Raw genomic sequence first — 26,880 nt, 5'->3', positions numbered from 1 at the left:
GGACCCGACCGCACCGCGGTCGGGTCCTTCGTCGTTCACAGTCCCATCCGTAGTCTCAACAGCCCTTCGTGGGCCTCCGGATCGGCCACCATCGGGGTCCATGGCCACCTGCCAGATGAGGCTGATCACCTCACCTCCTGCGGTCGCCAGGATGCGCGAGGACGCCGACGTGGATCGCGCCGAACAGGCCAGGAAGTCGTGCGTGCGGGAGTCCGAATGGCCTTCGACCTCGGGCAAGCGGTCTACGTCCGCCGAACAGCGCTGGGCAACGCGGCGCTCTCACTGGAACCGCCGCAGCTTGGCCGTCCATGGTGAGGACCAGCCCACGGCCGCCATCACGATCCGCTCCGGCGTGGCCGAGGAGGAGTAGGGACCGTCGAGGCTGTCACGCGGCTGGTCCGCTGCCCGGGCCGAAGCAGTCACGCGCCTCGAACGGAGGCGGTGATCCGCTCGGCGAGGAGCGTCGCGTCCTCGGCGACGCCCAGAAATGTCGCCGACTTGCGGGTCCGCTGCCAGTGCACACCCATGAAGTGCAGTCCCGGCATTGCCGTGCTGGATCCGTCGTGCTGGACCGGGAAGCCCATCGCGTCGAACGCCTCGGGAAGATCGACCCAGCGGGCGAAATCCGGGCGGAAGCCCGAGGTGAACAGCACCGTCCCGACGCCGGACAGGTCGAGCTGGGTCACCGGGGTGGCCACGAAAGGTGCGGCTCGCGGCAGTTCGGGCACGTGCTGGCCGTTGCGCTCCAGGCACTTCACGATCAGTTGGCAGATGTCGTCGTAGCGGGCGTCGCCGAAGGCGACACTGGCGTCCAGGTCGTCCTCGAAACGTGCGACACCGTTCTGCGCGCCGAGGAAGTGCCCGGCCAGCGTGACGCCGATGGCCTGCAGCGTCCGGTAGTTCAGGTCGTGGCCGCCGTCCCGGCCGCTGCACTGCAGATTGGCCAGCAGTCTCATCCGGGGGTCGGGCAGGTCGGTGACCTTGGCGGCGAAGAACGGGGTCTCCTCGATCCACGAGATCATGTCGCGGTCCTCGACCCGACGGGGGATCCACGGCGCGCGCCCACAGGCCAGATGGACCCGGCGGCCGGCTTCGGCCAGTTCCTCGGCAATCTGGCAACCGGTCTGACCACTGCCGACGACAAGCACCCCGCCGGGCGGCAGCAGCGTCGGATTCGCGTAGTCCTCCGCGTCGATCACGTGCGCCCAGTCCGGCAAGCTGCGCCACGCCGGCGGGTGGTGCGGCTTCTGGTAGCCGCCCACCGCAAGCACCAACTGCCGTGCGAGCACGGGCCCGGCGGAGGTGCTGAGCCGGAAACCCCCGTGCGGGTCACCGTGGACCTCGGTGACCGCCACGCCCTCGCGCACCGGAGCCCGAAAGCCCGCAGCGTAGCCGACCAGCTGCCGGACGATCGCGTCCCTCGACATGAACCCGTCCGGGTCGCCGCCGCCGTAGAAGGCGCCGGGCAGCCGGACCGTCCAGTTGGGGATCACCAGGCAGAAGCTGTCCCAGCGGCCCCGCCAGCTCTCTGCGACTCGCTCGCGCTCCAGGACGACGTGCTCGACATCCGCCGCGGTGAGCTCGTGGCTCAGCGCGAGCCCGGCCTGACCTGCACCCACGATCACCACGTCGTGCAATTCGGGGTGAGTTCCTCCGCGCTCGCGCGGCAGGCCCCGGTCGTCCATGGCGACCTCCGCCGGGTTGGCATACGGGACACTCGCGTGGCGGCGTGAGAAGCCCCGATACCTTGATTGTCGGCGGCCGCTGCCTCAGCCGCCACCGAGCCGCCACGGGTGCGCGTCAAGCGCTGAGGGGGCCACGACTGAGGCAGTACTGCGGGCCGGTGCGGGCGCGGGCGAGTGGCGCGGCGATGCCAATGGGGACGAGAGCTGTCGCGGCCCTCCATCGCGCTGGTCAGTGTCGGTGTGAGACGGCGGCGCCCCATATCCACGCTGAGCGTGGTGGCAGTTCTGGTTGCGCTCATCCACGTTCGGCGCCGTCAGGCACCCGGCAGTCCGGCCATTCCATCGTAGGTCAGGACGCCTGCGACCGTCCCCGGACGGCCGGACGGACAGTTGGAAGGCGTGTTGGGGGCAACCCCTCACGAGTTCGAATCTCGCATTCTCCGCCTTGATCGAAGGCCCGGACCGCACCACGCGGCCCGGGCCTTCGTCTTGCTGCCACAGCTCTGGCGCCGCTCGGCGCACATGTTCAGGGTGCGGGCGCCAGAAGCCGGCGCAGTCTCGTCGGGGTGTGGCCGAGGTACTGGCGCATGGTCCGGGTCAGATGGGCCTGGTCGGCGTAACCGAGGTCGGCGGCGAGGGTGCTGAGGCTGTTCTCGCCGGCCTCCAGGCGGTCGAGCGCCCGGCCGATGCGGACACGGTGGCGGTAGCGGGTCACCGATACGCCGAGCTCGCGCGGGAACGCCCGGCTCAGGCGGTAGGGCGAGACGCCCAGCAGCTCGGCCAGCGAGAACAGCGTGTCAGTGGCGGGGTGCCCTTCGACAATCGCCTCGCGGGCAGCCGCGACCAGGCGGCGATCGTGTTCGGCCGACGTACTGCCCAGCGGGGTCGGTCCGGCCACAGTGCGACCGATGGCCGTCGAGAGAAGGGCCAGCAGGTCCTCGGTGAGCGCGTAGTCGACGTCGCCCGAGCGAGCGGTGGCGATGAGGCGCCGGTGGGCCAGTTCGAGCCGCGGGTCGACGTAGAGCGACTGCGCGGCCTGCACGGAACCGTCGCCGGCCAGGGAGCGCCACAGCTCCGGCATCACGCTGATCGCGGTGCAGTGGTCGCCGCCGACGGGGTGAGCGAAGCTCTCCTCCTCGCCCGGTGCGCCCACGTAGGCCACGGTCGCGTCGAGGTCGGCCGGGACTCCGGCGGCACTCCTGCGGAACCGGCCACGGCGCACGAGAACCACGCGGTAGTCACTGCGGACCTCCGGCGCCGACCACCAGGTGTGGTCGGCGTGGCAGGCCACCGCACTGATGCCGAAGTTGGGGCGGGTGGCGACGGGAACAGCAGTGAGCACCTTTCGAACGCTACGCGGTGGATCTGACAACCACGCAAGGATGTTCAAGACCGGGACCTGCCGTCACGAGCACGCTGGCGGGGTGCGAGGGGCCACGCCCCCGCGCGCCTCGTCCAGTTCGGATACCCAGGAGTCATCGGCATGCCCGTTCTCAAGCAGCTCAGCACCGTCGTCATCGACTGCGCCGATCCGACCGCGCTCGCCGCGTTCTACCAGAAGGCCACCGGGTGGGAGATCACCCACAACGACCAGGACTTCGCGTCTCTGGGCAACGGCACCCCGGTCCAACTCGCCTTCGTCCGTGTCGACGGCTACCGGTCGCCGGGCTGGCCCGACGGCACCCGGCACGTGCACCTCGACTTCACCGTCGCCGATGTGGACGGTGCTGCCGAGGAACTGCTCGGTCTCGGAGCGTCCCGGCCCGAGTTCCAGCCGGGCGACGGCCAGTGGATCGTCCTCACCGACCCCGAGGGTCACCCGTTCTGCCTCACCTCCGCGACCACCGGCGAGTGAGCGCCGGCAGAGAGGAGATCGACCCATGGCATCCATCCACCGCGAAGTCCTGATCGACAATGCCCCCGAGAACGTCTGGGCAGCGGTGCGCGACTTCGGTGAGGTCCACGAGCGCCTCGCGCCGGGATAGGTCACCGACACCCGCGTCGAAGACGACATCAGGATCGTGACCTTCACGAACGGCGCCGTGGTGCACGAACTCATCGTCGACATCGACGACGAGGCCCGGCGCATCGCCTACGCGGTGCTCGGCGGCTCGCTGGAGCCCACGCACCACCACGCGTCCATGCAGGTCTTCGGCGACACCGAGAGCCGCAGCCGCTTCGTCTGGATCACCGACGTGACACCGGACAGCCTCGGGGAGCCCATCGCCGAGATGGTCGACCAGGGAATCCGCGTGATCAAGCGCACCCTCGATCGCGAAGCCGTGCTCCCCCGCTGACCAGCGGCAATCGACGCTCGACGTGGTTGCAGTTCTGGTTGCATTCACTCTCGTCCACCGTCATTCGGACGTCAGCCGACGGGCCGATCCCCCTCAGGTCAGGACACCTGCGGTCGTCGGCGGACGACCGGACGGACAGTTGGAAAGCGTGTTGGGGGCAACCCCTCACGAGTTCGAATCTCGTATCCTCCGCCGGCAGATGGCCCGGACCGCTCAGCGGTCCGGGCCATCGTCGTCTCGTGGTTGCCGCTTCGGTCACCACTGGCCCAGCTACCGCAGAGCGCGTTCCGCTTCCGCCGCTACCGCTGTGGCGACAGCCGCCAGTGCGGGCGAGTCGAGGCGCCACTGCTGCCAGTAGAGCGGCACCTCGACCGTGCGGCCCTGGAGGAACCGGACCAGCGCACCGCTGTTCAGCCGGGGCTCGGCCTGGCTGCGTGGCACGAGGCCCCAGCCGAGACCGGCAGTTACGGCATCGGCGAAGCCTTCACTGGACGGGACGTAGTGCCGCCGGGGGCTTGCTCCTCGACCGCCTGTCAGATCGCGGGCGAAGGCGTCCTGCAGCTCGTCGCGGCGGTCGAAGCAGACCACGGGGGCGTACGGAAGCAGTGCGGCCGGGTCTCCGTCGAGCCAGCGAGCGGCGAACTGCGGCGTGGCGACCGGGAGATAGACCATCGCTCCCAGCCGGTGCACCGAGCAGCCCGCCACCGGATGGGGCGAGGAGGTGACCGCCGCCATCACCTCGCCCGCGCGCAGCAGCGCGGTCGTGTGAGCCTCATCCTCCCGTCGCAGGTCGACGTGGAGCCGCGCGTCCTGCGCCAGCGAGGCCAGGGCGGGCACAAACCAGGTCGCCAGCGAGTCCGCGTTGACCGCGATCGGCAGCCAGGAGGCACCCGACAGCCCGACGCCTTCCGCGCTCTCGGGCATGCCCAGTGCGTCACGCGCGTCGTCCTCCAAGCGGGCGAGCTGACGGGCGAAGCGCACCACGACCTGGCCCGACTCGGTCGGCCGCACCGGCCGGGAACGTGTCAGCAGTACCCGCCCGGTGCGCTGCTCCAGCGCCTTGATCCGCTGGCTCACCGCCGAAGGCGTCACGTGCAAGGCCGCCGCGGCCGCGTCGAACGTGCCCTCGTCGACCACCGCGAGCAGGGTCCGGACCAAGTCGTGCGGCAGCTCGGACTTCATGATTGCTAATCATACGTAAAAATCTTTAGCTGGCCTTGTGCCGACGCGGCTGCCTACGGTGACGCTCATGGACAGCACGCTCACCGCCACTGCGGCCGGGTTCGGGACCGGCCTGTCACTCATCGTCGCCATCGGAGCGCAGAACGCCTTCGTCCTGCGCCAAGGCGTCCGCCGAGAGGCGGTCCTGCCGGTGGTGACGATCTGCGCGGTCTCCGACGCGGTACTCATCGCCTGCGGCGTGGGCGGGCTCGGCGCGCTGATCACAGCGTGGCCCACAGCGCTGACGGCGGTGCGCGCGGTCGGCGCGGCCTTCCTCCTCTGCTACGCCGTGATCGCCGCTCGGCGCGCCTTCCGAGCCTCCAGCCTGGAAGGCGGCGGACCGGCCGTCCGTTCCGGCCGCCGCGCGGTGCTCAGTTGCCTCGCGATGACCTGGCTCAACCCGCACGTCTACCTCGACACGGTGCTCCTGCTCGGCGCCGTCGCAGCCACCCACGGCACGTTGCGCTGGCAGTTCGCGCTCGGCGCCGCACTGGCGAGCCTGTGCTGGTTCGCCGCGTTGGGATTCGGCGCCCGCCTGCTCACCGGCTTCTTCCGGCGTGCCTCCTCATGGCGCACCCTGGACGCCTTGGTCGCAACGACGATGCTGTTCACTGGCCTGTCCCTGGCCGCAGGGGTCTGACCGGACCTCTGCTGCGGAGCGTCATGCCCGTGCGGACTCGTCCGGCTATGGTGACTCACGATTCGGCCGGTCTCAGTTCTGGTCTCGTTCACCCCTGCCCGGGCGTGTTCGACCAATATCCGGCGGTTCGCTCCGCCACGGGTCAGAACGGTGTGAACCCCGACGAACAGCGCCCAGGAGAATTGGAAAGCGTGTTGGGGGCAACCCCTCACGAGTTCGAATCTCGTATCCTCCGCCGGCCGAAGGCCCGGACTGCATCAGCGGTCTGGGCCTTCGTCGTATCGATGATGACCCGGGTTGAGTTGAGCCGGGTGCGGCGACCCTGCCAAGGGGTGCAGGCTGAATGCCGCGCGCCCAGGCCAGCCGGCATCCGGTGGGCCGATTCGGCTAAACCGGCCCCGGCCCCGGCGGACCCCAGGAGAGCGCGTGTCAGCGGACTTCGAGAGGGTGGGCAGTGAAGGTCGCCACCAGGGCCGGGTCGTTGAAGGCGGTGATCCGGGCAATGTGGCACCCGCGCAGGGTCAGGACCTGGATGCCGTAGGGCTCGTACCGGCCGTCGCCCGTGTGATGGTGCACGATGAGGGCGGGCTGGCCGTTGGCGCGGGTGGGCGTCATCCGCCACAGGTCCGGACGCAGGACGCGGACGGACAGGAAGCCGAGGACGGCTTGGCGGCCGGTGAACCAGGTCGGGGTCGGTGGCATCTCCATCTCGACATCGGCGCGGAGCAGGCGCACCAGGGCGTCGGGGTCGGCGCGGGTAAAGGCGTCGACGTAGCCGTCGAGGAGCCCGCGCCAGATCTGCTCGTCCGGCTCGACCAGGTCATCCGCGACGGGTCCGGCGGCGGCCAGGCGGGCGCGGGCGCGGCGGAGCGCGCTGTCCACGGCCGCGACGGTCGTGTCCAACACCTCCGCCACCTCGGCCGTACGGAACCCGAGCACGTCGCGCAGGGTCAGCACGGCGCGCTGGCGGGCGGACAGGTACTGCAGTGCGGCGATAAAGGCGAGGCGAACGCCCGTCCGCGCGGCCACGACCGTCGCCGGGTCGTCGGCGCCGAAGCGAGCGTCCGGCGCCGGCTGAAGCCACTCCACCGTCGGCTCGCGGGGAGCCACCGCCACCCGGTGGTCGTCCGAGGGCGCGCCCAGCCCTGACGGCAGGGGCCTGCGCTTGCGTGTCTCCAGTGCCGTCAAGCAGGCCATGGTGGCGATCCGGTACAGCCACCGCCGCACCGAGGAACGGCCCTCGAAGCCGTCGAACCCACGCCACGCCCGAAGGTAGGTCTCCTGTACCAGGTCCTCAGCGTCGTGGATCGAGCCGAGGATCCGGTAACAGTACGCGAGCAGTTCCGGCCGGAACGGCTCGGTCAGGGTGGAGAACTGGGTATTCGACGGCATCGCGGATCCTCCTGGGAGTGTGGCGGGCCACCTGCAGGCGGGGGTGGGCGGCGGGGCGGGGCGGCGGCTCAGCCGATCGGGCTCAGACCTTCGCCACCAAGCTTGTACTCCGGACTGCTGTCCGGGTTCCCGCCGAGCTCCACAACGGCCTTGCCGACCTGCTCCAGGGTGAGGATCGGCTGCCGCCCCTCCAGGAAGGTCTCCCGGTCGACGCCCGCCCGCACGGCGTAGCCCGTGACCCCGACGTCGCCCACCCCGCCGACCGGGGTCATGTTCGGCAGCACCGTGACGAACCGGATCCCCAACCCGGCCCGGCCCGACTCCTCGGCACCGTACTGGCGCAGGTACCGGATGGCAGCCTTGGCGCTGGCGTACCCGCCGCTGAGCGGGGAGCCGCCCAGAGCGGCCCCGCTGGACATCGACAGGACCAGGCTGCCCGGCGCCAACGGCTCCCGCAGCGCCGCCCCGGTCCAGGTGAACACGTGTCGGGTGTCGACCTCCCAGTTGCGACTGAAGGTCTCCCAGGTCTGCTCCTGCACGGGCGCCATGTACGGCGTGGCCCCGGCATTGAGGACGAGCAGACCCGGGCGGTGCCTGCGGATCACCTCCGCGGCGAGCGCTTCGTCGGTGGCGTCGGCGGCGACGGGCGTGAAGCACTCGCCGAGGTCGTCGTGGACGCCGCGCAGTTCCTGCCCGTCGCGGGCGATACCGATGACCTGGATTTCCCGGGCGACGAGCGCGGCGGCGATCGCACGCCCGAATCCACGGCTGGCACCAGTGACGACGGCGGTCTGAACGGGATCTGACATCAGAGACTCCACAGTGGTGATCGGATGCGGTACCTATCCAGACCAGCGGCGGGCGAAAAAACCGTCGCCCTCACGGAAAGATCTTTTGGCGCAGGCCGGGGACGGGTTCGCGGTCGGCGCGCCAAACCGGCTCCAGCGACGACTCAGCACAGCGGGATGGCCCATACGCACACTGGTCGTGCACCCCGGCTCGGGCGCCACCAACTCCATTCGTGCGGTCCCTTCAGGGTGCCCCTACCAGGGAAGACGTTCTGACCCTGGTTGCAGTCTTGGTTGCATTCACCCCCGTCCGGCACCCCGTCGTCCGACTCCCTCTTCATATGCCAGATGAGTCCGCCGATCCTGCGGGGAGCGCCGGCACCGAAGGTGGAGCGATCATGAAGTCGAGGCAAGCGATACTCAACCCCCGCAGCACCGAGGCAGAGCCAGGCGCGGAGCGTACGTTATTATGTACAGCATGAAGACGATGAGTGCGACTGAACTCCGCGGCAACCTCGCCGCCGCGCTCGACGCCGTCGAGAACGACGCCGAAGAACTCGTTATCACCCGCGCCGGCCACGAACCGCTGGTCGTCGTCTCCCTCGCCGAGTACGCGTCACTGCGCGAGACCGACTACCTGCTCCGCTCCCCGGCGAACGCCGACCACCTGCGCCGCTCCCTGCAGGAATACCGGGAAGGCCGCGTCCAGGCCCGCGAGCTGATCGACCCCGACGGCCCCACCGAGCAAACCGCGTGAAGGTCCAGTTCACCGAGCGCGGCTGGAACGACTACCTGTCCTGGCAAGCGGACGACCGCCGCCTCCTCAAGCGCATCAACCAGTTGATTGACGACATCCGCCGCAACGGCAACGAGGGCATCGGCAAGCCCGAGCCCTTGCGTCATGAGCTCGCTGGGGCCTGGTCCCGCCGGATCGACCAAGAGCACCGCCTGGTCTACGTCCTCGACGAGCAAGCCGACACCGTCTGTGTCGTCGCCTGCCGTTACCACTACAGCAAGTAGAGCCTTTACCGTCCTGCCCCTGCCGCTGCGCTCTGGCATCGAGCCGAGACGTCGCATGTCGGACCTCGCGGAGAGGAACGTCGGGTGGTTGCAGTTCCGGCTGCATTCGCCTGTGTTCACAGCTGTCCGGGTGGACGTCTGCCGATCGTCTCATCGCAGGTCAGGACACTGACGAACGACCCCGGACTCCCGGACGAACAGTTGGAAAGCGTGTTGGGGGCAACGCCTCACGAGTTCGAATCTCGTATCCTCCGCCTCTGCCAGCCATGACAGCCGAAGGACCCGACCGCTCAGCGGCCGGGTCCTTCGTCGTTCCGTGGTTGCAGTTTTGGTCGCAGTTGCCGTGGCCGGGCTTCAGCCGTGCCAGGCTGAGGGCTTCCGCCGGAGGAATCGAGTGAGCGCATGAGCGACGACGTCCTGTCGGTCATCCCGACCGACCCGCACTGGCAACCCGACCAGGACGCCGGCAACCAGGCTGCCGCGATCGTTGCGGAGCTGGCCTGCGGCATGCCCGACGGCGTCGACGTCGAGATCGACGTCACATGGCATGACGGGCTCACGGTCGTCGACTGCGGCGAGAACCTGGAGAGGATCGGCTGCCCGCACTGCGGCGGGTCGATCGACACCGAGTGGTGGGCGGACCTGCTGGAAGCACACTGCGAGGACGGCTTCGCCACACTGGCCATCGAGGCCCCCTGTTGCGGCGCCGAGTCGTCACTGGATGCGCTGGACTACGACTGGCCCTGCGGATTCGCCCGCTTCGAGATCGCCGTCTGGAATCCCGACCGCGGCTGGTTCACCGACGAGGAATTGACGAGGCTCGCGGACGTGCTCGGACACCCCGTGCGCCAGGTCCGGGCTCACCTCTGACATCCACCCGCCGGCTGCCGGATCAAACATGACCAGGCCGGGCTCACGCGATCAAGCTCGCATACTCTCGCTGGCGTCCACTTGAGCCGCCCGACACAGAGGAACCCACGTGAGCTTGGATGTCGCCGCCTTCACCACGCCACACCCGGAACGTCCGCCAGTTCCGGTCGCGGTCGACTGGACAGCGGTCGAGGAGTGGCTGGGACTCAGTCTGCCGGACGACTACAAGCAACTGGCCGGCGCCCACGGCCCGCTGGACTTCGGCGAATACCTGTGGATACACGTCCCCTGTGTCCAGGAGGGCCGCTTCGACTACGGTGACTGGCTCCGCGACACCCACCGCGAGGCTCGCATCGAGGCCCGCGAACTACCGGAGCACGAGCGTCCCGCCATCTCTCCCGAGCCAGGCGGACTGCTCGCCTGGGGCGAAACCCGGGGCACTGATGTCCTGTTCTGGGACACCTCCGTCTCCGAGAACCCCAACGAGTGGACAGTGGTCGTCAATCACTCGGACGGCATCCCCGGCAGCGGCCTGCGGCCCTGGCACCGCTACGACCTCACCTTCAGCGGCTACCTGCGGCACACCGTCCGCGCGGAATGGGAGTTGCCGTCCCCACCAGGACCGTTGATCGGCCCTCTCCCCGGCAGCATCGCCCGCACCGCCTTCCTGCCGACCGCCCAGCCCTGGACCCCGCCCGAGCCCACCACTCCTCGGCTCACCGACGCCGAGCGCCGCACCGCTCTGGAAACCGGTACCGGCCTGGACGCCCTGCGCCTGCTGGCTCCGCCACCAGCGGACCCCTACCTCGGCGGCGGCAAATGGGCAGGACTCTTCGCCGAGCTGGGCACAACGCTGCCGCGCGAGTACGTCACCCTCATGGACCTGTACGGCGCCGGCTGCTGGAGTGGCTGGCTGCGCTTCCTCACCCCACTGCGCACAGGCGAACGGCGCTACCTCCAGCACGTCGAGTCGACCACAGGCGGGTACCGGCAGCTCAAGGGCAGCCACCCCCAGTGGTATCCGCTCACCACCTGGCCCGAGCCCGGCGGGTTCCTCCCTTTCGCAAACTCCATCGACGGCGACCAACTCGGCTGGCTCACCAAAGGCGACGACCCGGACAGCTGGCCTCTGATCGTCTGGCCCCGCCACACCGACCAGGGACCACCCCTGAAGCAGGGCCTGACCGACACTCTCCTGGCGTGGCAACGTGGCACTTTCAGCACGGCCGGGCTGGCCGCGCTGGACGAGGACGACGACCCCGCCGAGTTCGCCGGCTTCGAACCCTGGGACGACAGCGCCTACTGGTAAGCCCGCCAAGACCAACCCTGCTCAAAGCGGCGCTGGTTGCCAAGATTCGGTGGCCCAACGGCCAACGAGCGCTCACCGAGCGCCCTTGCTGGCCTCACGATCAGCGCCGCTCGGTCCTACGATCCGAAGCGCCCCGATCACGGACGTGATCGGGGCGCCCGTCGGCTGTGATCTCAGACGGTCGCACCCGTCCCCCACAGCAGCCCGCCGATCTTGTCGGCGGTGTCCTTGAGGACGGGGCCCGTCAGGTGCTGGTACCGCCGACGCATCCTTGCGGACTTGCCGGGTTCCCAGCCCATGATCTCGTCAACAACCGCGGTCTGGATCGAGTACGCCTACTCGGTCGGCGAGGAGAAGTGGGGCCGCTGGTTCCAGCGCGCGGTCCGCCTACCCACCGAGCACCTGGAAGTCGAACTCGCCTTCCCCGCCGCCCTCGACCCTGCGGTGTGGGGCACCGAGACGTCCATGACCGCCGAAGCGGCGCCACTTCGGACCGCCCCGATCCGGCGCGAGGAGGACGGGATGCGCGTCTTCTCCTGGAGCACCTCCACGCCGGCCCTCCATGCCCGGTACCGTCCGGAATGGCGGTTCCGGGCCCGACCCGAACTCGACACAAACCAAGGGGAGTTCAGGTGATCCAGGTGCGGCCCAGTGAGCAGATGCGTGACCTCGGAGTCGTCCAGGAGGGCGCCCCCATCCTCGCCGAGCCAGCCCGCCCCTTCGACCTGCCCACCGAGCGCGAGGCCGCCGAGCAGGTCGTCGAGAACCTGTTCACCGCTATGGAGCGCATGGGCCAGGTCCATCCCTTCGCCAAGGGCATGGGCATCGCCGCGCCCCAGATCGGTATCGGCCGCGCCGCAGCCATCGTCCAGCCGGCCGAGCCCGGAGCACCGGCGATCGTCCTGCTCAACCCCCGCATCACCGACCGCTCCGACGAGACGGACGAGCAATTCGAAGGCTGCCTCTCCTTCTTCGACGTCCGCGGCATGGTCCCCCGAGCGCTAAGGATCGCTGTCGAGACCACCACGCTCGACGGTCAGCCGGCGGCCACCGCCTACGAGCGGGGACTCGCGCGCCTGGTCCACCACGAGATCGACCACCTCGACGGCCTGCTCTACACCGCACGGATGCGGAGCGGCATCACCCCAATCCCCGTCGAGCAGTACCGCCAGACTGGGCGCGCCTGGGCCTACGAGCAGTAATCCCGGCTCAGCCGACCCTAGGCGTCCGCCGGGAACGGCTGGCCGCACGACCCCACCCGGCGGGCCAACTCTATGGCTGAGCTCCCGCATTCGCAGTCGCTGGGCACCGCTCCTCTGGCAGGGTGCTGCCCATGGTCATGCCCGAACGAACCCCAGAAAGATCACGGCCAGGAGAGTGGCTGAGCAGTTGATCTGGCTGTCGTCGAGTCGATAGTTGCTCAAGCAGGATTGCCGAAAAGCATCCATCGTGATGGCGGTTCACAGTGGCTGGAGACCCTCCGCCACGCCGGGACCTCATGGACCGGACTCACGCCCTCGCCGAGAGCTCGGGACGCGCGTCGAGGGCGGTCCGGCAGACAGCTTCCTGTACGTCTGTGTAGGCCAGCAGATAGACGACCCGGATGCGAGACGCTGGATGAGCTTCGAAGTAGCTCACAACAGCCGCCAGCAGGGTGTCCACGGTGCGGTGCAGATCGCTGTTGCCTCCGCCGGTTCCCAGCAACGGCACAACGACAGATCGCAGTGACTCCCCAGCTTCGGCAAGCCGGTCAACCTCCGCCAGGATGTTGCGGGCGCATCGCGCCAGGTCCATCACTTGGCGAAAACCAGACCCAGGTTCCCCTTCGACCGCAGCAACATGCACGATCTTCCGAACCTGATGGCTCTCCAGGAGTTCGCCTGGCCCTGTGACCAGTACCTGGCCCGCCGATACATGCTGCCGGCCGTCCATCCGTTCGACGAGTTCCTTGGCGATGGCGTCGTCGATTAGATGCCCGGCGTCGTCGCGGCGCCCTCCGTGGTATCGGATCACAGCGGAGACAGTCGGCTCATCGACGCGGGACATCTCCATGCGGGTGTTCTCGGGATTGACCCACACATCGACGCCGAGCACATTCGCCAGGTTCCCGGTAACCACTCCGATCCGGTGCCGCCTGCTGCCGCGCAGGGGGACGTCGTACCGGGTGGACTGCGCGAGCGGTCGCGGACCTTCTCCCGAGACGCGTTCACCGGCCAACTGCCTCCGCAGAGCCACGTTCTCGCGCTGAGCCTTCTTCAGCTGGGCGGTCAGCTCGTCCCGTCGACGGGTCTTGGCTAGCCAGGTGAACGAGATCAGCATGAAGAAGGCAGCAAATCCCGCCGCACCGGTCAGACCGAACCCCAGCGCCCTGCCTTCCGTCAGCGAGTCCGGGAAGATCGAGAACAGGAAGAGCGCCGCAGCGAGCGAGTACAGCAGAACGGAGGGGAGTTGGAGGGCGTACTGCCGCTCGGCCCGGCTTGGCGCCGACGACCAGATCTGCAGGGCGATGCCAGCGGCGGTGAGGATCGCTGTGATGGCAAGCTGCAACTGGCTCAACGGTGACGTCTCCTCTGCCTTGGCTCCGACGCGGGTCGATCATAAGTGTCGCCCGCCCTCTCGGTGATCGGTGAACTAGCCGCATTCAGAGGTGGCTTGAAATCGTCTATGTGACACGTGAGTGCGGCGGAAGGTGCGCACCTCCCAGCCGCAGTGGTTGGATCGGTTCATGGGTCCTATCGACTTCGGTGACATCACCGACCTCAAGATCCGCCTCCAGTACCTGGCCGAGGAGGACGATCGTCGCCTTGTCACTGTCTTCGGTTCGGGAATCAGCAGCGAGGTCCTCCCCAGCGTCCCCCAGCTCACGGACATCTTCCGAGAGCACGTGCCGAGGGCGGGCCTGGCCAGGTTCGACGAGACCGTCGCCGATGCCTCGGACCCTGGCCTCAAGTACCAGAGCGCGGCCGCGGTGTTGACCAAGCAGGCAGGTGAGCCTACGGTCATGCGGGCGATCCGGACGGCTGTGCTCCAGGCGTGCCCCGACGTGCGCCAGGAGGATGTGGCGAAGGTTGCCAGAGACGAGGAACGCTGCCGGGATTACGCGAGGACGGGAAATTGGCTCATTCCCCGCGGGTACCGGCGGTTCGCGCAGTTCTTTGCGTCGCTGAGCGGGCGGGCACGGGGCCCGATCATCACCACAAATTTCGACCCGCTGATCGAGATCGCCCTCGGTCAGGCCGGAATTCAAGCGGTCCCAATCCCCATTCCAACCGACACCGCCCCCGCAATGGGACAGCTGAACGAAGCCATCGCCCACCCGGTGCTGCATATCCACGGCTACTGGACTGGTCAGGCTTCGAGTAACGTGCCGACAAGGATCACCTCCGCCCGCCCTGGACTGGACGATCTGCTGAGACGGCTGCTCACGAACTCGGTCGTGCTGGTGGTGGGCTACAGCGGGTGGCTCGACAGCTTCATGAGGAGCCTGCGCAGCCAGGTCCTCGACAATAAGGCCGACCTGCTGGACGCCGAGGTTCTCTGGGCGGCTTATGAAACGGATGCCGCCGCTGTAACGAGCGGCACTCTCGGTGACTTCGTGGGTGCTCCCGGCTTCACCCTCTATCTCGGCGTCGACGGACACGAGTTGTTTACCGATGAGCTGGAACGGGAGACAGAACCCGAGGAGACCTCTTCTCACTATGGGTACTCGCGGGTGCCGCGTATTTTGGTTGACACGGCCTCGTACCAGCCGGGGGCCTTCGCGGAGGGCAGCCAGCCGGTGTGGGCGGACGCCGCGCCGGGCTCCTGGCCCGTCCTCAGTTCAACGGTCTCCCTAGAGCAGAAGGTGGTCGAGTGCCTGCGGGTCGGTGGTGGTGGCGGTGCAGTGGCCATCGGTCCGCTCGGCGAGGGCAAGTCCCTGGCCCTGCGCCAGGTAGCGCATGCGGTGGCGAGTTCACGACCGGAGTGGACCGTGCTGTGGCGGGAACCGGGCGCACCGCGGTTGACCAAGGACTGGCTGAACGACGTCCGCGCAACTGGGAAGACCCTGATCTGCGTTGACGAGGCCGACCTGATCACGGACGACATGGTGTCCACGAAGGATGTCTGGGCGGTCGAAGGGTCGGGCATCGCCTTTCTGCTAGCCAGTCAAGACCGGCTGTGGTGGCAGGGTGCCGGTTCGGCACTGCGACCATGGATCGAGGACGTCCTGTTCCATGGCATCACCAACGACGACGCCAGGAACATCGCCCTGACCTGGCAGGGTCTTGGGATGCTGCCGAATGGCAGTCAAGAGATTGACACCGTCGCGGAGCGCCTCGCGGCGTCGGCCAGCGCTATGGCCGCCGAGAGCAACACGCTCTTCGGAGCGGTTCTCGACGTCCGGTACGGGGCGGGTCTGAGTGCCCGCGTGGAGGATCTGGTCAGCAAGCTGCATGAGATCAAGCTGACGGACTCCGTCGACCTCGGCGATATCTTCGGGGGCATCTGCATCATGCAGCACGCGCTCGACACAGACGGCAACCGCGGCAAGGGCGCAAGCAGATCGGTGATCGCGGCCATGGCGGGCCTCGACCCGGTCTTCGCCGACGGAAAGATCCTACAAACGCTCGGCCGGGAGGCCGCAGTGACCTTCGCCGGGAACCGTGTCTACTGCCGGCATCCCTCCATCGCTGCGACGGTAGTCGATTACCTACACCGAGAAGGAGCCGCCTCGAAGGTCTATGAACTTGTTGGCCAGGCTGGCGGGGAGCGCCTGGCGAAGCAGGCTTCAACCCTCGAGGGCTATCGCGATGCCTACCTGCTGTCCCGCTCCCTGTCGGCCCCCGAGTCAGTCTGGGCGGCCAAGGGGGCAGTGCAGGGCACCGGCCGCAAGATTCTCGAGTCACGGGTGTCCCTGCTGCGGGCCCTTCGTTTGGAAGGGCAGCAGAGAGCCGGTGCCTACGCTAGAAAACTTGCCCTTGAGCTTGCAGACTACGACGACTACCACAGAGCGGTCAGGGCGTTCCTTGTGGAGTTCTCGATCTCGCTCCGGGACGAAGCGGAGGCCCAGACATCGGCCGGCCTGGCGGCTGTAGCACTGGACGACCATGTCGGCTTCACGCTTGACGAAGACCGAGCGGGCTACGCGCTGGTGAGCCTTGCCAGGTCAGCCGCGGCGCTGAACGCCCAGACCCACGACGCGGCCACCAAGGATGCCCCCGCCCTCTGTTCCCTCCTGTTGGAATATGTCCGCGGAGAACACAGCGCTTCGAAGTACCTAGGCCGCTACCGCCCCCCAGCTCACCATGAGTTGCGGCAACTGTCGACCGTCAAGCTCTGCGGCCAGCTAGCAACGATGTTCAGCAAAGCTGCTACGCAGGCGCTCCAGGCGACCAAGGTCGATGTGGAGACGCGCGGGGTACTGTCTTTCGACACCCTCCGCCGACTGGCTGACCGCCCTCGCGGGTCGGACGGTCGGTGACGCGCATCCGCTGCCAAACGAAGCAGACTCTGGTTGCAGTTCTGGTTGCATTCACCCCCGTCCAGCATCGTTCAGAGCCCAGCTGACGGGTCACTCCGCCACAGTTCAGGATGCATACGGCCGTCCCCGGACTCCCGGACGAACGGTTGGAAAGCGTGTTGGGGGCAACCCCTCACGAGTTCGAATCTCGTATCCTCCGCCTCTGCCAGCCGTGGCAGCCGAAGGACCCGACCGCTCAGCGGCCGGGTCCTTCGTCGTCTCCTGGTTGCAGTCTTGGTTGCAGGTGCCGTGTCCCACGGGCTTGAGCGAAGCCAAGCAGGGCAGGACCAAGCCACAGCTCACCGGCCCCGCGCTCGTATCGGCCAGGATCGACTCAGAGGCAGCGGTGGCGGTGACGGCCGGGGCACTGCTGATCCAGACCTCCGTGAAGACAGAACGCCACGGACGAGGAGCAGAGCGCATGGCCGAGCGAACGATCTACCTCGATCCGGATCGGCGCGGCCCACAGTCCCGGAGGATCCTTGTCCGGTCCTACCGCTGGTACGCCACCGTCGAAGTCGACCGCGACGGGTACGTCGATGCCACGACGATGCGGGGTGATGCTCCCGACCTGCCCGCTGCCTCCACGGAGGCCGTCAACCGGGCTCGCGGCGCCTCTATCGACCACATCTGGTACGAGGGGTAGGCGGGCCACTTCACCTGAGGTGCCGGTCCGACCAACGAGGACGGCACTCTGCGCCCGCTCATCGATCTGGTCCGGGTGGCGAACTCCTATCGCCGACAGGGCGTTGGTGCCAAGCTCGTACAAGTCCTTGCCGACGACTTCGGGTGCCAAGTCACCGACGTGCCCTGGTCGCACCCGGTCAGCACCGCCGGCCGACGCTTCGCGCGCCGGGTTTCACCGGGTGGCATCTGGATTGGCTGAAGCTCAGCTCGGCCGGTCCTGATGTTCCAGCCATTTCGTGATCACTCGGTTCGTTTCCTCGGGCTTCTCCTGCTGGATCCAGTGGCCGCAGTCCAGGCTGACCACTTCCACGTTGGGGACGAACTCGGCCAGGTTCTCGGACCTCGCGACCAGGTCCCGGTCGCCGTAGATCATGAGGGTGGGCTGGTGGATGATCGGGTCCGCGTGCGCCAGCAGGTGCCAGTTGCGGTCGAGGTTCCGGTACCAGTTGATGGTGCCGGTGAACCCGGATGTTTCGAAGGCGGAGACGAGGACGGCCAGTTCGCTGTCACTCATGATGGGCTCTCCGCGTGGTGCATCCGCTCTGGCGAGATTGATCAGCGCCATGCCCGGCTGGGGCTCCGCGGGGGGCTCGTTCTTCCGGTACAGGTTGCGGAGGAACCGGAAGGTGTTGTCGTCGAAGACGGCGTCCGCGACGCCCGGCTGCCGATTGAAATGGACGAAGTAGAAGTCGCCGCCGAGCACGGCTTCCATGAACTCGATCCAGGGCTTCTCTCCGCGCTCCTGGTAGGGCAGGCTCAGGTTGATCACCTTGTTCACGCGGTCGGGGTGCAGCAGGGTCAGGCCCCAGACGACGAACGCGCCCCAGTCATGGCCGACGAAGGTGGCGTCTTCGTAGCCGTAGTGGTCAAGGAGCGCGACGAGGTCGCCCGACAGGTGTGCGATGTCGTAGTCCGTCACTTCGTCCGGGCGGGACGAGCGGCCGTAACCCCGCTGGTTCGGGGCGATGACGTGGTAGCCGGCCGCCGCGAGGGCGGGCATCTGGTGACGCCAGGAGAAGGCGTGCTCCGGCCAGCCGTGGCAGAGCACGATGGGCTTTCCCGCGTTCTCTCGGCCCGTTTCGAAGACTTCGAGTTCCACACCGTTGACCGGAACGAGGGTGGGCTCGGGGAAATCGGTTGAGGTCATGGCGCCATCCTGTCTCCCGAAACCGGTCACCTCGTGACCGGTTTGCGTGAGAGTTTTCTCGGCGTGCGGACCGACCGGCTGGTGGCCATCCTTCTGTTGCTGCAACGACGCGAGCAGGTGACGGCGGCGGAGGTCGCCCGGGAGCTGGAGGTCTCCGAGCGCACCGCCCGCCGCGACCTCGACGCCCTGGCCATGGCCGGGGTGCCCGTGTACTCCGTGCAAGGCCGGGGCGGCGGCTGGCGCCTGGTGGGCGGCGCCCGCACCGACCTGTCGGGGTTGACCGCGGGTGAGGCCCGCGCCCTGTTCCTGGTCGCCGGCCCGGCCTCGGCCGCGACACCGGCTGTGAAAGCGGCTCTGCGCAAGCTCGTCCATGCCCTGCCGGAGCCGTTCCGCGTGCAGGCCGAGGCGGCGGCGTCGTCACTGGTGATGGACCCGCGACAATGGGGGGCGAACCGGGCCGAGCAGCGACCGCCCCACTTCCTCGACGAACTCCAGGACGCGGTGATCCGCGGCGTCCAGGTGCGGCTCGGCTACATCGACGGCAAAGGTACCGAAACGATGAGAACCGTCCACCCGCTGGGCATCGTCGCCAAAGGCCCGGCCTGGTACCTCGTCACCCGTACCGAGGCCGGCCGGCGGACCTTCCGGATCGACCGCGTGTCGTCCGCCGACCCGACCGACGATCCGGTGAACCGGCCCGAGGACTTCGACCTCGCCGGGAGCTGGCGCGAGATCGCCGACGAGGTCGAACGCAGGCGAACGCCCCTGGAGATCCAGGCGCTCTGCACACCCCACGGCATAGGCATACTCCGGATCGGACTCGGCGATCGACTCGAAGTGGGAGGCACCATAACCGACGGCCGCATCGAGGTCGTCATCCGCGGCCGCGACGAGTACACCCTCGCCGGCGAGCTCGCCGGGCTCGTCGAATGGCTCGAGGTAACCGGCCCTCCGAACGTGCGGGCCCACCTGGCCTCGATCGGCAACGCGCTCGTCGAACGCTACCGCTGAGCCGGACCACATCGGTTGGAGTCTGCTTCTGCTTCGGGTCGCGGACTCCCGTAACTGCGGCTAGGAGTTGTCCGTCCGGCGAGAAGAACGGCCCGGCCGTGGCCAGGAGGCCGCCCTCGGGAGAGAACGCGGTAGCTGTGACTGGTCCATGGGTAGAGAGTGCTGGTTCAGCCGTAAGCGCGCCTGACCGGAAGTCCAGACCTTCGAAAGGTGCCGACAGGAGCCGTCCGAGGAAGCTGTCGCTCGGTTCGCCAGGACGGCTCGGCGGCCGGGGCGGATTCGGGGCAGTGCTCGTGTGATCGGCTCCCCTGCGGTGCAGCCCTCAAGCCAGTACGGCCACTCCAGCGTAGGGTCCGGGCGCCTCCGGCGTCAGCCGGCTCTTGAGGACGACCTGGCGCGGCGACCTGGCGCGGCGACCTGGCGCGGCGACCTGCTGCCGCGACCTGTCCGTGCCAGGGGCTAGCGTCTGGGCAGCACGGTCTGCGTTCGGAGGGGTCAACCCGTGGAGGCATCGACCGGCCATCCATCCGACTATTGCGAGGGTCAACCCCGATGCCGCTACCTGCCCCTGATGTGGTGCGCCTGTTCACGGCCGGCAGTTCGTACGACTGCGGCCGGGGAGTGACGGCCACCGTGACCGCGCTGCCCGAGGCCGCGCTTTCTCTGCCCTCGGGCCAGGTTGCGGCCTGCGACCCGTTCATCGGCCTCGGCGACGACGTGGATCCGTTCACGGCCGAGGTGGATCCGGGGACCTACCTGATCGTGCTGTCGGTCGTCGAACTCACCCGAACCGAGCTCCCCGAGTTCACCGATGAGCGGGTCGCCGCCGCCTGGTTGCAGATAAGCGACAAGCCGACCCGGGAGTGGACGCTGGCCCTGAGCGACGGTCAGTCCCTCGCCGAGCTCGGCGACACGGAGTTCTTCGGCTACGGCGTCGACGCCGGGACGGGCTGTTTCGTCGATGCGGCAGTGACCGTCCCGCTCGGAGACCTGCTCGGCGAGGACTGCGGGCCCCTGGTCACCGCCCTGTTCGATGCGGAGAACTCCATGGTGCGCACACCGGCTGTTCTCGCTGATCCCGAGAGCGGCCACTGCTTCGTCGCCTTCTCCTCGGGCTGGGGCGATGGCCACTACCCGACGTGGGTCGGTCGAAGCGTCGACGGCGCGGTCACCGGCTTCGTGACGGAGTTCTTCGTGGTACCGCAGCCGGGCCGCGGCCCCGTCTGCGAGTAGCACCGACAGCTCCGAAGGCCCCGCACGCGTAGGTTGCCCACCCGGATCGTGGTCTCAGTCGGTGGTCGTGGCCGCGTCGGCTGCTTCCCGGAAGGTGACGACCGCCTCGCCGTTCTGCCGCGCCCAGGCGGTGAGCATCCTGATGGGCTCCTCCAGGGTTCGTCCCAAATCGGTCAGGCCGTATTCCACGCGCGGCGGCGCCTCGGCGTACGCGTGCCGCTCGACGAGCCCGTTGGCCTGGAGCCGGCGCAGCGTCTGGGTCAGTACCTTGCGTGAGATGCCGCCGCTCAGCTCGACCAGCTCGCCGTGGCGCACCGGGCCGTCGGTGAGCGCGAAGAGCGTGACCATGGACCACTTGCTGGCGATGATCTCCATCGCCAGGAGAGCGGGGCAGTCGGCGAGGAAGGCGATGGCGGGTCGCTGGCTCATGCCCCGAAGGTTACCTCGAGGTACCTATCGGCCGCCTATCGTCGTGGAGGTGCGCACGTCCCTTGCTCGCCTCTCGCACGATTGAGGTTTCAGCCGTGTTCGTCTCCCTTGCCGTCGTCACCGTGTTCATGTCGGCCGTTCTCCTGGTATCGGCCGGGGCCAAGTCCCTGCGGACGCGGCACATCACCGAGCAGATGGCCACCCTCGGAGTGCCGCGGGGCATGATGGCCTTCCTGATCGGCGCTCAGGTCGCGGGCGCGGCCGGTGTGCTCGCCGGACTCTGGTGGGGACCCGTCGGAATCGCCGCCGCGATCGGCCTGACGCTCTACTTCGCCGGGGCGGTCGCCTCCCACCTGCGAGTCGGCGACCACAAGGGCGCGCCTCCGGCGGTGGTCCTCACCATGGCCTCCATCGCCCTGATCGCACTGCGCGCCGCCACCCTCTGAAGCGCCGAGGGCGCCGGGCCGGTCCGACACGGCTGTCCGGTGCTCGGCCGGGTGGTCACAGGCCCGGAGCCGGCCGCCCTGGAAAGCGTGTTGGGGGCAACCCCTCACGCGTCCGAGTCTCGTAGTCCTCCGCCTTCACGATGGCCCGGACCGCATCACGCGATCCGGGCCATCGGCCGTTCCGTCGCAGACGGCGCCCCTCTCGCGCCCCAGGCAGTCGGTCGATGAGGATCGGGACGCCGTCGAGGATGCGTCGGGGCTGTCGCCGGACCGCGATGCGTACGAAGCCCCGTGAGCTCGACCGGTTCGGTCCCACCGGGCACGGAGCGGTACAGCGTCATCGCCCGTGACCGGGCGAGCCCGGCGCCGCTGGGTGCGGGGCCGGGCTCCGGGAGGGGCGTCGGTGGGAGGTCAGGACTGCAGGTAGGTGCCGGTGCTCCAGACCGGGCGGCCGTCGCCGTCGTAGATGACCGCGTTGGCGTCGTCCTGGACGACCAGTTCGGCGCCCCGGGTGGTCCAGGTGCGCGAGTCCCAGAGCGCGTTGTGGTCGGTGTCGTACACCACGAGGTTGCCGTCGGCCTGCAGCACGGCGCTCGCCCCGGGGTGGCCCCAGGTGCTGGAGCTCCACAGTGCGCGGCCCGTACTGGTGCGGTACAGCACGAGGTTGCCGTCCGCCTGCATGTCCAGGTGGACGACCGGGGAGGACAGCGACGTGCCCGAGGCGAGCGTGGTGCCCGCGGTGACCGGGACACCGCGCCAGGCGGGGTCCTGGAAAGTGGTGCCGGTGTGCCAGCGGACGTTGCCGTCAGCGTCGTAGAGGACCAGGTCGCGGTCGTTCTGCAGGGTCAGGTGGGCACCGGGGCGCCCCCAGGTGCCCGAGTCCCAGAGCGCGTTGTGGTCGGTGTCGTACACCACGAGGTTGCCGTCGGCCTGCAGCACGGCGCTCGCCCCGGGGTGGCCCCAGGTGCTGGAGCTCCACAGTGCGCGGCCGGTGACGGTGCCGTAGAGCACGAGGTTGCCGTCGCCCTGCATGTCCAGGTGCGTGGTGGCCATGGCGATGCTGGTGCCGGAGGCGAGCGTGGTGACCGCCGTCAGCGGGTGGCCGGTGGTGTCGTAGTCGGGGTCGTACGTTCGGGTGGACCACGTCATGCCCTGCATGGTGCTGAGCGTGAGGTTGCAGCTGTCCTGGAGGGCCAGGTTGGCCGGCTGGCCGCCGGCCGTCCCGGTGCTCCAGAGCTGCTGACCGGACGCGTCCTTGATGACGAGCGAGCCGTCGCCCTGGACCGCGGCGGAAGCGTTCGGGTGGCCCGCGGTGCCGCTGGACCAGAGAGTCTGACCGGTCTTCAGTTTGGTGAGGACGAGGTCGCCCTGGGCCTGCATGGTCAGCCTGGCGCACCGGGAGTAGAGCACGGTGTCCGCCGGGAGGTAGCCGGCGGAGGACTGGGTGCTCGTGCTCTCGCCCAGGGGGATCCGGGCACCGAACGCGGGCAGGCCGCCCTGGGCGGGCGCGCCGGGGTACAGGTAGAGGTTGGTGTCGACCAGGAAGAGGTCGGGGAGACCGTCGGCGTCGACGTCTCCGTAGGAGACCGCGGTGTACCCCACACCCGAGAGGTTCTGGTACAGGTTCAGCGGCAGGACGGCCTGCGCGGCCGGCAGCGGCGTGAGGCTCTGGTCCGCGGCGACGGCACCGCCCCAGCGCTGCAGCGCGGCCCCGGTGCAGGTCTCGAGCGTGGGGTGCGGGCTGTAGCCGTCGTAGGCGGCGGTCAGGCACAGGCCGCTCGCACCGTTCGCGATGGAGCCGGTGGCACCGATCGTCCAGCGCTCGGACGGCCGGCCGTCACACGCCTGCCGCTGCACCGTCGCGGCCGTACCCTGCGCGGCCGTGGTCGCGTCGAGGCAGGCGCCACTGTTCTGCAACGTGGCATCGGCGCCCCGGAGCCAGCCGCCGAAGCGGTTCGGGCCCGCGCAGTAACCGACCATCGCGTCGCCGTCGAGGCAGCGGGTGGTGCCACCCGTGCCGCCGACGGCTGCCTGGATCTGGGTGTCCTGAGGCGCGCTCAGCAGGGCGGCGGGGGTGCCGTCGGCGTTGAACACCAACGGGTAGCCGACGACGCCGCCGGTGTTGTCGTCACGGGCCCAGAGGGCCGGCCGGCCGCTCACCCGGCCCGGGGCGATCAGGGTGGTTCCGGACCAGTCTCCGCTCCCGAGCAGCACCGGGCTGCCGAGCAGCGGGCCGGCCGTGCCCGGGTAGTACCAGAGCTTGCCGTCCTGCACGGTGAGCAGGTCGGGCAGGCCGGCGGTGTTCCTGACGCCGTCGATGGCGATCAGCTGGGTCGTGCCGGTCCAGTCGGCGCGGTAGCCGCCGCAGTCGGTGGGGGCGGCGCAGGCCGGCCTGGCGATGGCGGTGTCGTGCTCAGGGTGGGTGAAACGGCCTGGGGCCGCGCCGAAGTCGGCGTCGTTGGGAACCTCGTAGAGCTTGCCGGTCGCGGTGCTCAGAGCGAACAGGTCGTCGACCGACCTGCCCGTCAGGCTCCCGCGGTGGGTGACCAGATACGTGTTCCACTGGTTGCCGTCCGGGCTCTGCGCCGCGTCCGACGCGGTGTACGGGACACCGGCGGGCGAAGCGACGCGCAGGCCGGGCAGGCTCGACGAGATGATGGTGATGTCGGCGACGCCGTCACCGTCGAGGTCACCCGGGACGCCCGTGCCGGACGAGGCGGACGAGGCGGACGGGGTGGCCTGCGGCTGCGCGTCGGCGAGGGCCGGGCCGGCGGCACCGGCCAGCGCGGTGGCGACGGCGGATACGACGGCCAGCCGGCGCGCGAGGCGGCCGAGTCGGCGTCGTGGGGCGCCGGAGCGCTCCGTCATGGTGGGTCCCTCTCGGAGTTGAAGGTCGTGCGGCGCGCGGGCTCCTGCCCGGCCGCGTCGCGCGAACGACGGCGGGATGGTCGCGGGTCCTGCGGAGGCCGCCCCGCCGCTGTGGTCAGTGGCCAGTGATCAGTGGTCGGTGCCGTGCGGAAGCACTGTCAGGTGCTGCTTCGTCACGGGCTCGGCGTCGGTGGGTAACCGGGCGACGGGTCACCGTGCGACGGGCATCCGGCCGCCGGTGTGGCACCCGCGGCGGAGGCGCACGTGCGCTCCGTCATTGTTTCGATTCGTCCCCGAGGAACGCCGACAGCGGTGAGGCCGACGGAGAACTCCGCAACCCGCCCTCTCCCCCGTACGATGCGGAAATTGTGAAGATCCAGCCGCGCCCAAGGCTATCGGCCCCGCGTTCGCTCCGGCAACGGAGATTCGGCTCCACCTGTCGACATGACTCGACGGCAACCGAAGGCCGCAACCGAAGGCCGCGACCGCCACGGCGGCGGCACGCCGGCGGCAGATCGCGACGAGAAGCCAACCGGCCGGGACCGGACCTCGACGCAGTCTTCAAGCCAGTCGCGGCGATCAACTCCACTCGGCCACCTCCAGCATGGGGTTCGCGAGGCGGTGATCGGATCTGCGGAATGAGGCGATGCCCGCACGGGTGATCGATAGGCTGCCCACTGATGGAGCCGGCGTGCACCGTAGTCGAACGCCGGTCCGGTGATTCTCCGTTGGCACGAACCCGAGGACAACTGGTGAGCGACCCGATCATCGTCGTAGGTGCGGGCCCGGTGGGGCTGACCGTTGCGTTGGAGCTGGCCCGGCGCGGGGTGCCGGTGCGGATCGTGGACCGGTTGGCCGAGCCCACGACGGAGTCGCGCGCCATCGTCGTGCACGCTCGCAGCCTGGAGATGTTCGAGCGGCTGGGCCTGGTGGACCGGTTGATCGAGGCCGGGGTGCGGACCACCGCGATGGAGATGCACTCGGACGGCGAGGTGGTGGCCAGGATCGCCCTCGACCTGGTGGACAGCGCGTTCCCGTTCTCGGTGACCATCGCGCAGACCGAGACCGAGCGCATCCTCACCGAGGCGCTCGCCGAGCACGGTGTCACCGTCGAGCGCGAAGTGACCCTGACCGGTCTGACCCAGGACGAGCACGCCGTCCGGGTGGTGCTGGAGCACGCCGACGGGAGCGCGGAGAGCGCGAGCACCGGGTGGTTGGTGGGCGCCGACGGCGCGCACAGCCAGGCGCGCAAGCTGGTCGGCAGCTCGCTGGCCGGCACGTTCAAGGGCGAGCGGTTCCTGATGGGCGACGTGGACGCCGACCACGACCTCGATCCGCACAGCATGTACACCTTCTTCGCGCCGCACGACGGCCCGCTGCTGGTCTTCCCCATGCAGGGCGACCGGCTGCGGCTGATCGCCAACATCGCCCCGGACGAGGAGCGCACCGCGACCCTGGAGTGGCTGCAGCAGGTGGTGGACGAGCGCGCCGGGCGGCCGATCCGGATCCGGCACCCGCGCTGGCTCACCGTCTTCGAGGTGCACCACGCCCAGGTGCCCGAGTACCGGGTCGGCCGCGTGCTGCTGGCCGGCGACGCGGCGCACGTCCACAGCCCGGCCGGGGCCCAGGGCATGAACACCGGTATCCAGGACGCCCACAACCTGGCGTGGAAGCTCGCCCTGGTGGGCACCGGCCAGGTCGGCCCGACCCTGCTGGACAGCTACCACGCGGAACGCCACCCGGTCGGCGCCGAGGTGATCAAGTTCGCCGGCACGCTCACCCGGGTCGGCACGCTCGTCAACCCGATCGCGCAGAAGCTGCGCAACAAGGGGATGCACCTGCTCACCGGTCTCGCCCCGGTCCGCCAGGCGATGGCCGACCGCACCGAGGAGACGGCGATCGCGTACCGGAAGAGTCCGATCGTGGTCCAGCGCCGGGGTGGCGGCGAGCTGCACGCCGGCGACCACCTCTCGGCGGCCGACCCGGAGCTGCGGGCGGCACTCGCCGGGGCGCACGAGCACGTGCTGCTCACCGTGGCGGGCCACGACCCGGCGGCCACGCCGGCGCCGGTCGCCGATGTGACGGTCCGACAACTGCTCGTCGGTGCCGCCGACACCGCCCCGACCGGCTACGACGCGGTGTTCGCGGACCCGGACGGCCGGACGGCCGCCCGGTACGGTCTCCCGAAGGGGGGTCGGATCATGGTCCGCCCGGACGGCTACATCGCGGCGATCGCCCCGCTGGACGAGGACGCGCCGCTCCGCACCTACCAGGCACTGCTGCGGGCCTAGCACCGCCGACCTCGTCCGCGGACACTCGACACCGCAGGACCCGCCC

At 69.2% G+C, this 26,880-nt stretch carries 25 protein-coding genes and 1 pseudogene; 16 read left to right on the top strand and 10 right to left on the bottom strand.

Annotated elements, in window-relative coordinates:
- Nucleotides 1-100: 100 nt before the first annotated feature.
- On the top strand, nucleotides 101-370 hold the full coding sequence (locus tag ABD323_RS12575) for a hypothetical protein (protein ID WP_344441481.1): 270 nt from the start codon (nucleotides 101-103) through the stop codon (nucleotides 368-370).
- A gap of 49 nt (nucleotides 371-419) precedes the next feature.
- Here the strand turns inward: ABD323_RS12575 and ABD323_RS12570 are convergent, their stop codons facing one another.
- Entirely contained in the window at nucleotides 420-1,685 is a 1,266-nt protein-coding gene (locus ABD323_RS12570) for an NAD(P)-binding domain-containing protein (protein WP_344441480.1), read from the bottom strand.
- 526 nt (nucleotides 1,686-2,211) lie between these two features.
- Nucleotides 2,212-3,027, bottom strand: a complete 816-nt coding sequence (locus tag ABD323_RS12565; protein WP_344441478.1) for a helix-turn-helix domain-containing protein — start codon at nucleotides 3,025-3,027, stop codon at nucleotides 2,212-2,214.
- 141 nt (nucleotides 3,028-3,168) lie between these two features.
- Here ABD323_RS12565 and ABD323_RS12560 point away from each other — a divergent pair, with 141 nt between their 5' ends.
- Entirely contained in the window at nucleotides 3,169-3,540 is a 372-nt protein-coding gene (locus tag ABD323_RS12560) for a VOC family protein (RefSeq protein ID WP_344441476.1), read from the top strand.
- A gap of 166 nt (nucleotides 3,541-3,706) precedes the next feature.
- Entirely contained in the window at nucleotides 3,707-3,982 is a 276-nt protein-coding gene (locus tag ABD323_RS12555) for an SRPBCC family protein (protein WP_344441475.1), read from the top strand.
- A gap of 270 nt (nucleotides 3,983-4,252) precedes the next feature.
- Here ABD323_RS12555 and ABD323_RS12550 read toward each other — a convergent pair whose 3' ends face one another.
- Nucleotides 4,253-5,164, bottom strand: coding sequence for a LysR family transcriptional regulator ArgP (locus ABD323_RS12550; protein ID WP_344441474.1), 912 nt, complete (start codon nucleotides 5,162-5,164; stop codon nucleotides 4,253-4,255).
- Nucleotides 5,165-5,231: 67 nt separating this feature from the next.
- Between ABD323_RS12550 and ABD323_RS12545 the strand changes: the two genes are divergently transcribed.
- Nucleotides 5,232-5,843: a LysE/ArgO family amino acid transporter gene (locus tag ABD323_RS12545; protein ID WP_344441472.1), complete on the top strand. Its 612-nt coding sequence runs from the start codon at nucleotides 5,232-5,234 to the stop codon at nucleotides 5,841-5,843.
- A 429-nt stretch (nucleotides 5,844-6,272) separates the two neighbouring features.
- Here ABD323_RS12545 and ABD323_RS12540 read toward each other — a convergent pair whose 3' ends face one another.
- Both ABD323_RS12540 and ABD323_RS12535 read right to left on the bottom strand, forming a co-directional pair.
- On the bottom strand, nucleotides 6,273-7,235 hold the full coding sequence (locus ABD323_RS12540; RefSeq protein WP_344441471.1) for an RNA polymerase subunit sigma-70: 963 nt from the start codon (nucleotides 7,233-7,235) through the stop codon (nucleotides 6,273-6,275).
- Between the two features lie 68 nt (nucleotides 7,236-7,303).
- Nucleotides 7,304-8,044, bottom strand: a complete 741-nt coding sequence (locus tag ABD323_RS12535; RefSeq protein WP_344441470.1) for an SDR family oxidoreductase — start codon at nucleotides 8,042-8,044, stop codon at nucleotides 7,304-7,306.
- Between the two features lie 457 nt (nucleotides 8,045-8,501).
- Here ABD323_RS12535 and ABD323_RS12530 point away from each other — a divergent pair, with 457 nt between their 5' ends.
- The 4 genes from ABD323_RS12530 to ABD323_RS12515 all read left to right on the top strand — a co-directional run bounded on the left by ABD323_RS12530 (nucleotide 8,502) and on the right by ABD323_RS12515 (nucleotide 11,222).
- Nucleotides 8,502-8,780: a type II toxin-antitoxin system Phd/YefM family antitoxin gene (locus ABD323_RS12530; RefSeq protein ID WP_270145953.1), complete on the top strand. Its 279-nt coding sequence runs from the start codon at nucleotides 8,502-8,504 to the stop codon at nucleotides 8,778-8,780.
- The gene (locus ABD323_RS12525) at nucleotides 8,777-9,043 is read left to right on the top strand and encodes a Txe/YoeB family addiction module toxin (protein ID WP_270145951.1); all 267 of its coding nucleotides are present in this window, start codon (nucleotides 8,777-8,779) and stop codon (nucleotides 9,041-9,043) included. Before ABD323_RS12530 ends, ABD323_RS12525 begins: the two co-directional genes overlap by 4 nt.
- Before the next feature lie 402 nt (nucleotides 9,044-9,445).
- Nucleotides 9,446-9,913 carry a hypothetical protein gene (locus tag ABD323_RS12520; RefSeq protein ID WP_344441469.1) on the top strand — a complete coding sequence of 156 codons (468 nt, stop codon included), beginning with the start codon at nucleotides 9,446-9,448 and terminating at the stop codon, nucleotides 9,911-9,913.
- A gap of 109 nt (nucleotides 9,914-10,022) precedes the next feature.
- Nucleotides 10,023-11,222 (top strand): SMI1/KNR4 family protein, encoded by a 1,200-nt coding sequence (locus tag ABD323_RS12515; protein ID WP_344441467.1) that lies wholly within the window; start codon nucleotides 10,023-10,025, stop codon nucleotides 11,220-11,222.
- A gap of 173 nt (nucleotides 11,223-11,395) precedes the next feature.
- On the opposite strand, the pseudogene ABD323_RS12510 reads toward ABD323_RS12515, so the two are convergent.
- A pseudogene (locus tag ABD323_RS12510) lies at nucleotides 11,396-11,548 on the bottom strand (integrase); the annotation flags it as partial.
- Here ABD323_RS12510 and ABD323_RS12505 point away from each other — a divergent pair.
- On the top strand, nucleotides 11,520-11,858 hold the full coding sequence (locus ABD323_RS12505; protein ID WP_344441465.1) for a hypothetical protein: 339 nt from the start codon (nucleotides 11,520-11,522) through the stop codon (nucleotides 11,856-11,858). The pseudogene ABD323_RS12510 and the gene ABD323_RS12505 overlap by 29 nt on opposite strands.
- A gap of 23 nt (nucleotides 11,859-11,881) precedes the next feature.
- Nucleotides 11,882-12,424, top strand: coding sequence for a peptide deformylase (locus ABD323_RS12500; RefSeq protein ID WP_344441464.1), 543 nt, complete (start codon nucleotides 11,882-11,884; stop codon nucleotides 12,422-12,424).
- 307 nt (nucleotides 12,425-12,731) lie between these two features.
- On the opposite strand, the gene ABD323_RS12495 is transcribed toward ABD323_RS12500, so the two are convergent.
- Complete coding sequence (locus ABD323_RS12495) at nucleotides 12,732-13,778, bottom strand: macro domain-containing protein (RefSeq protein WP_344441463.1); 1,047 nt, start codon at nucleotides 13,776-13,778, stop codon at nucleotides 12,732-12,734.
- A gap of 133 nt (nucleotides 13,779-13,911) precedes the next feature.
- Between ABD323_RS12495 and ABD323_RS12490 the strand changes: the two genes are divergently transcribed.
- Both ABD323_RS12490 and ABD323_RS12485 read left to right on the top strand, forming a co-directional pair.
- Nucleotides 13,912-16,683: a P-loop NTPase gene (locus ABD323_RS12490; protein ID WP_344441462.1), complete on the top strand. Its 2,772-nt coding sequence runs from the start codon at nucleotides 13,912-13,914 to the stop codon at nucleotides 16,681-16,683.
- 301 nt (nucleotides 16,684-16,984) lie between these two features.
- On the top strand, nucleotides 16,985-17,368 hold the full coding sequence (locus tag ABD323_RS12485) for a hypothetical protein (RefSeq protein ID WP_344441460.1): 384 nt from the start codon (nucleotides 16,985-16,987) through the stop codon (nucleotides 17,366-17,368).
- A gap of 243 nt (nucleotides 17,369-17,611) precedes the next feature.
- On the opposite strand, the gene ABD323_RS12480 is transcribed toward ABD323_RS12485, so the two are convergent.
- Complete coding sequence (locus ABD323_RS12480; RefSeq protein WP_344441459.1) at nucleotides 17,612-18,556, bottom strand: alpha/beta fold hydrolase; 945 nt, start codon at nucleotides 18,554-18,556, stop codon at nucleotides 17,612-17,614.
- A gap of 63 nt (nucleotides 18,557-18,619) precedes the next feature.
- On the opposite strand from ABD323_RS12480, the gene ABD323_RS12475 reads away from it, so the two are divergent.
- A complete protein-coding gene (locus ABD323_RS12475; RefSeq protein ID WP_344441482.1) occupies nucleotides 18,620-19,567 on the top strand; it encodes a helix-turn-helix transcriptional regulator in 948 nt (315 codons plus the stop codon).
- A gap of 633 nt (nucleotides 19,568-20,200) precedes the next feature.
- Nucleotides 20,201-20,800 carry a DUF4241 domain-containing protein gene (locus ABD323_RS12470; protein ID WP_344441458.1) on the top strand — a complete coding sequence of 200 codons (600 nt, stop codon included), beginning with the start codon at nucleotides 20,201-20,203 and terminating at the stop codon, nucleotides 20,798-20,800.
- A gap of 54 nt (nucleotides 20,801-20,854) precedes the next feature.
- On the opposite strand, the gene ABD323_RS12465 is transcribed toward ABD323_RS12470, so the two are convergent.
- A complete protein-coding gene (locus ABD323_RS12465; RefSeq protein ID WP_344441457.1) occupies nucleotides 20,855-21,229 on the bottom strand; it encodes a winged helix-turn-helix transcriptional regulator in 375 nt (124 codons plus the stop codon).
- 95 nt (nucleotides 21,230-21,324) lie between these two features.
- Here ABD323_RS12465 and ABD323_RS12460 point away from each other — a divergent pair, with 95 nt between their 5' ends.
- Nucleotides 21,325-21,675, top strand: a complete 351-nt coding sequence (locus ABD323_RS12460) for a DoxX family protein (RefSeq protein WP_344441455.1) — start codon at nucleotides 21,325-21,327, stop codon at nucleotides 21,673-21,675.
- 411 nt (nucleotides 21,676-22,086) lie between these two features.
- Here ABD323_RS12460 and ABD323_RS12455 read toward each other — a convergent pair whose 3' ends face one another.
- On the bottom strand, nucleotides 22,087-24,543 hold the full coding sequence (locus ABD323_RS12455; RefSeq protein ID WP_344441454.1) for a ricin-type beta-trefoil lectin domain protein: 2,457 nt from the start codon (nucleotides 24,541-24,543) through the stop codon (nucleotides 22,087-22,089).
- A 752-nt stretch (nucleotides 24,544-25,295) separates the two neighbouring features.
- Here ABD323_RS12455 and ABD323_RS12450 point away from each other — a divergent pair.
- Nucleotides 25,296-26,834 (top strand): FAD-dependent monooxygenase, encoded by a 1,539-nt coding sequence (locus ABD323_RS12450; protein ID WP_344441453.1) that lies wholly within the window; start codon nucleotides 25,296-25,298, stop codon nucleotides 26,832-26,834.
- Nucleotides 26,835-26,880 lie beyond the last annotated feature (46 nt).

Origin of the sequence: Kitasatospora nipponensis, assembly GCF_039528135.1 — a bacterium.
GTDB classification, from domain to species: Bacteria; Actinomycetota; Actinomycetes; order Streptomycetales; family Streptomycetaceae; genus Kitasatospora; species Kitasatospora nipponensis.
Note: the sequence above shows the minus strand (reverse complement) of the source record. Positions and strands in the feature narration are given on the sequence as shown.

Coding starts and splice junctions, on each gene's coding strand:
- ABD323_RS12575 (WP_344441481.1), top strand. CDS start 101: ATGGCCACCTGCCAGATGAGGCTGATCACCTCACCTCCTGCGGTCGCC.
- ABD323_RS12570 (WP_344441480.1), bottom strand. CDS start 1,685: ATGGACGACCGGGGCCTGCCGCGCGAGCGCGGAGGAACTCACCCCGAA.
- ABD323_RS12560 (WP_344441476.1), top strand. CDS start 3,169: ATGCCCGTTCTCAAGCAGCTCAGCACCGTCGTCATCGACTGCGCCGAT.
- ABD323_RS12550 (WP_344441474.1), bottom strand. CDS start 5,164: ATGAAGTCCGAGCTGCCGCACGACTTGGTCCGGACCCTGCTCGCGGTG.
- ABD323_RS12545 (WP_344441472.1), top strand. CDS start 5,232: ATGGACAGCACGCTCACCGCCACTGCGGCCGGGTTCGGGACCGGCCTG.
- ABD323_RS12540 (WP_344441471.1), bottom strand. CDS start 7,235: ATGCCGTCGAATACCCAGTTCTCCACCCTGACCGAGCCGTTCCGGCCG.
- ABD323_RS12535 (WP_344441470.1), bottom strand. CDS start 8,044: ATGTCAGATCCCGTTCAGACCGCCGTCGTCACTGGTGCCAGCCGTGGA.
- ABD323_RS12530 (WP_270145953.1), top strand. CDS start 8,502: ATGAAGACGATGAGTGCGACTGAACTCCGCGGCAACCTCGCCGCCGCG.
- ABD323_RS12520 (WP_344441469.1), top strand. CDS start 9,446: ATGAGCGACGACGTCCTGTCGGTCATCCCGACCGACCCGCACTGGCAA.
- ABD323_RS12505 (WP_344441465.1), top strand. CDS start 11,520: ATGATCTCGTCAACAACCGCGGTCTGGATCGAGTACGCCTACTCGGTC.
- ABD323_RS12500 (WP_344441464.1), top strand. CDS start 11,882: ATGCGTGACCTCGGAGTCGTCCAGGAGGGCGCCCCCATCCTCGCCGAG.
- ABD323_RS12480 (WP_344441459.1), bottom strand. CDS start 18,556: ATGACCTCAACCGATTTCCCCGAGCCCACCCTCGTTCCGGTCAACGGT.
- ABD323_RS12465 (WP_344441457.1), bottom strand. CDS start 21,229: ATGAGCCAGCGACCCGCCATCGCCTTCCTCGCCGACTGCCCCGCTCTC.
- ABD323_RS12455 (WP_344441454.1), bottom strand. CDS start 24,543: ATGACGGAGCGCTCCGGCGCCCCACGACGCCGACTCGGCCGCCTCGCG.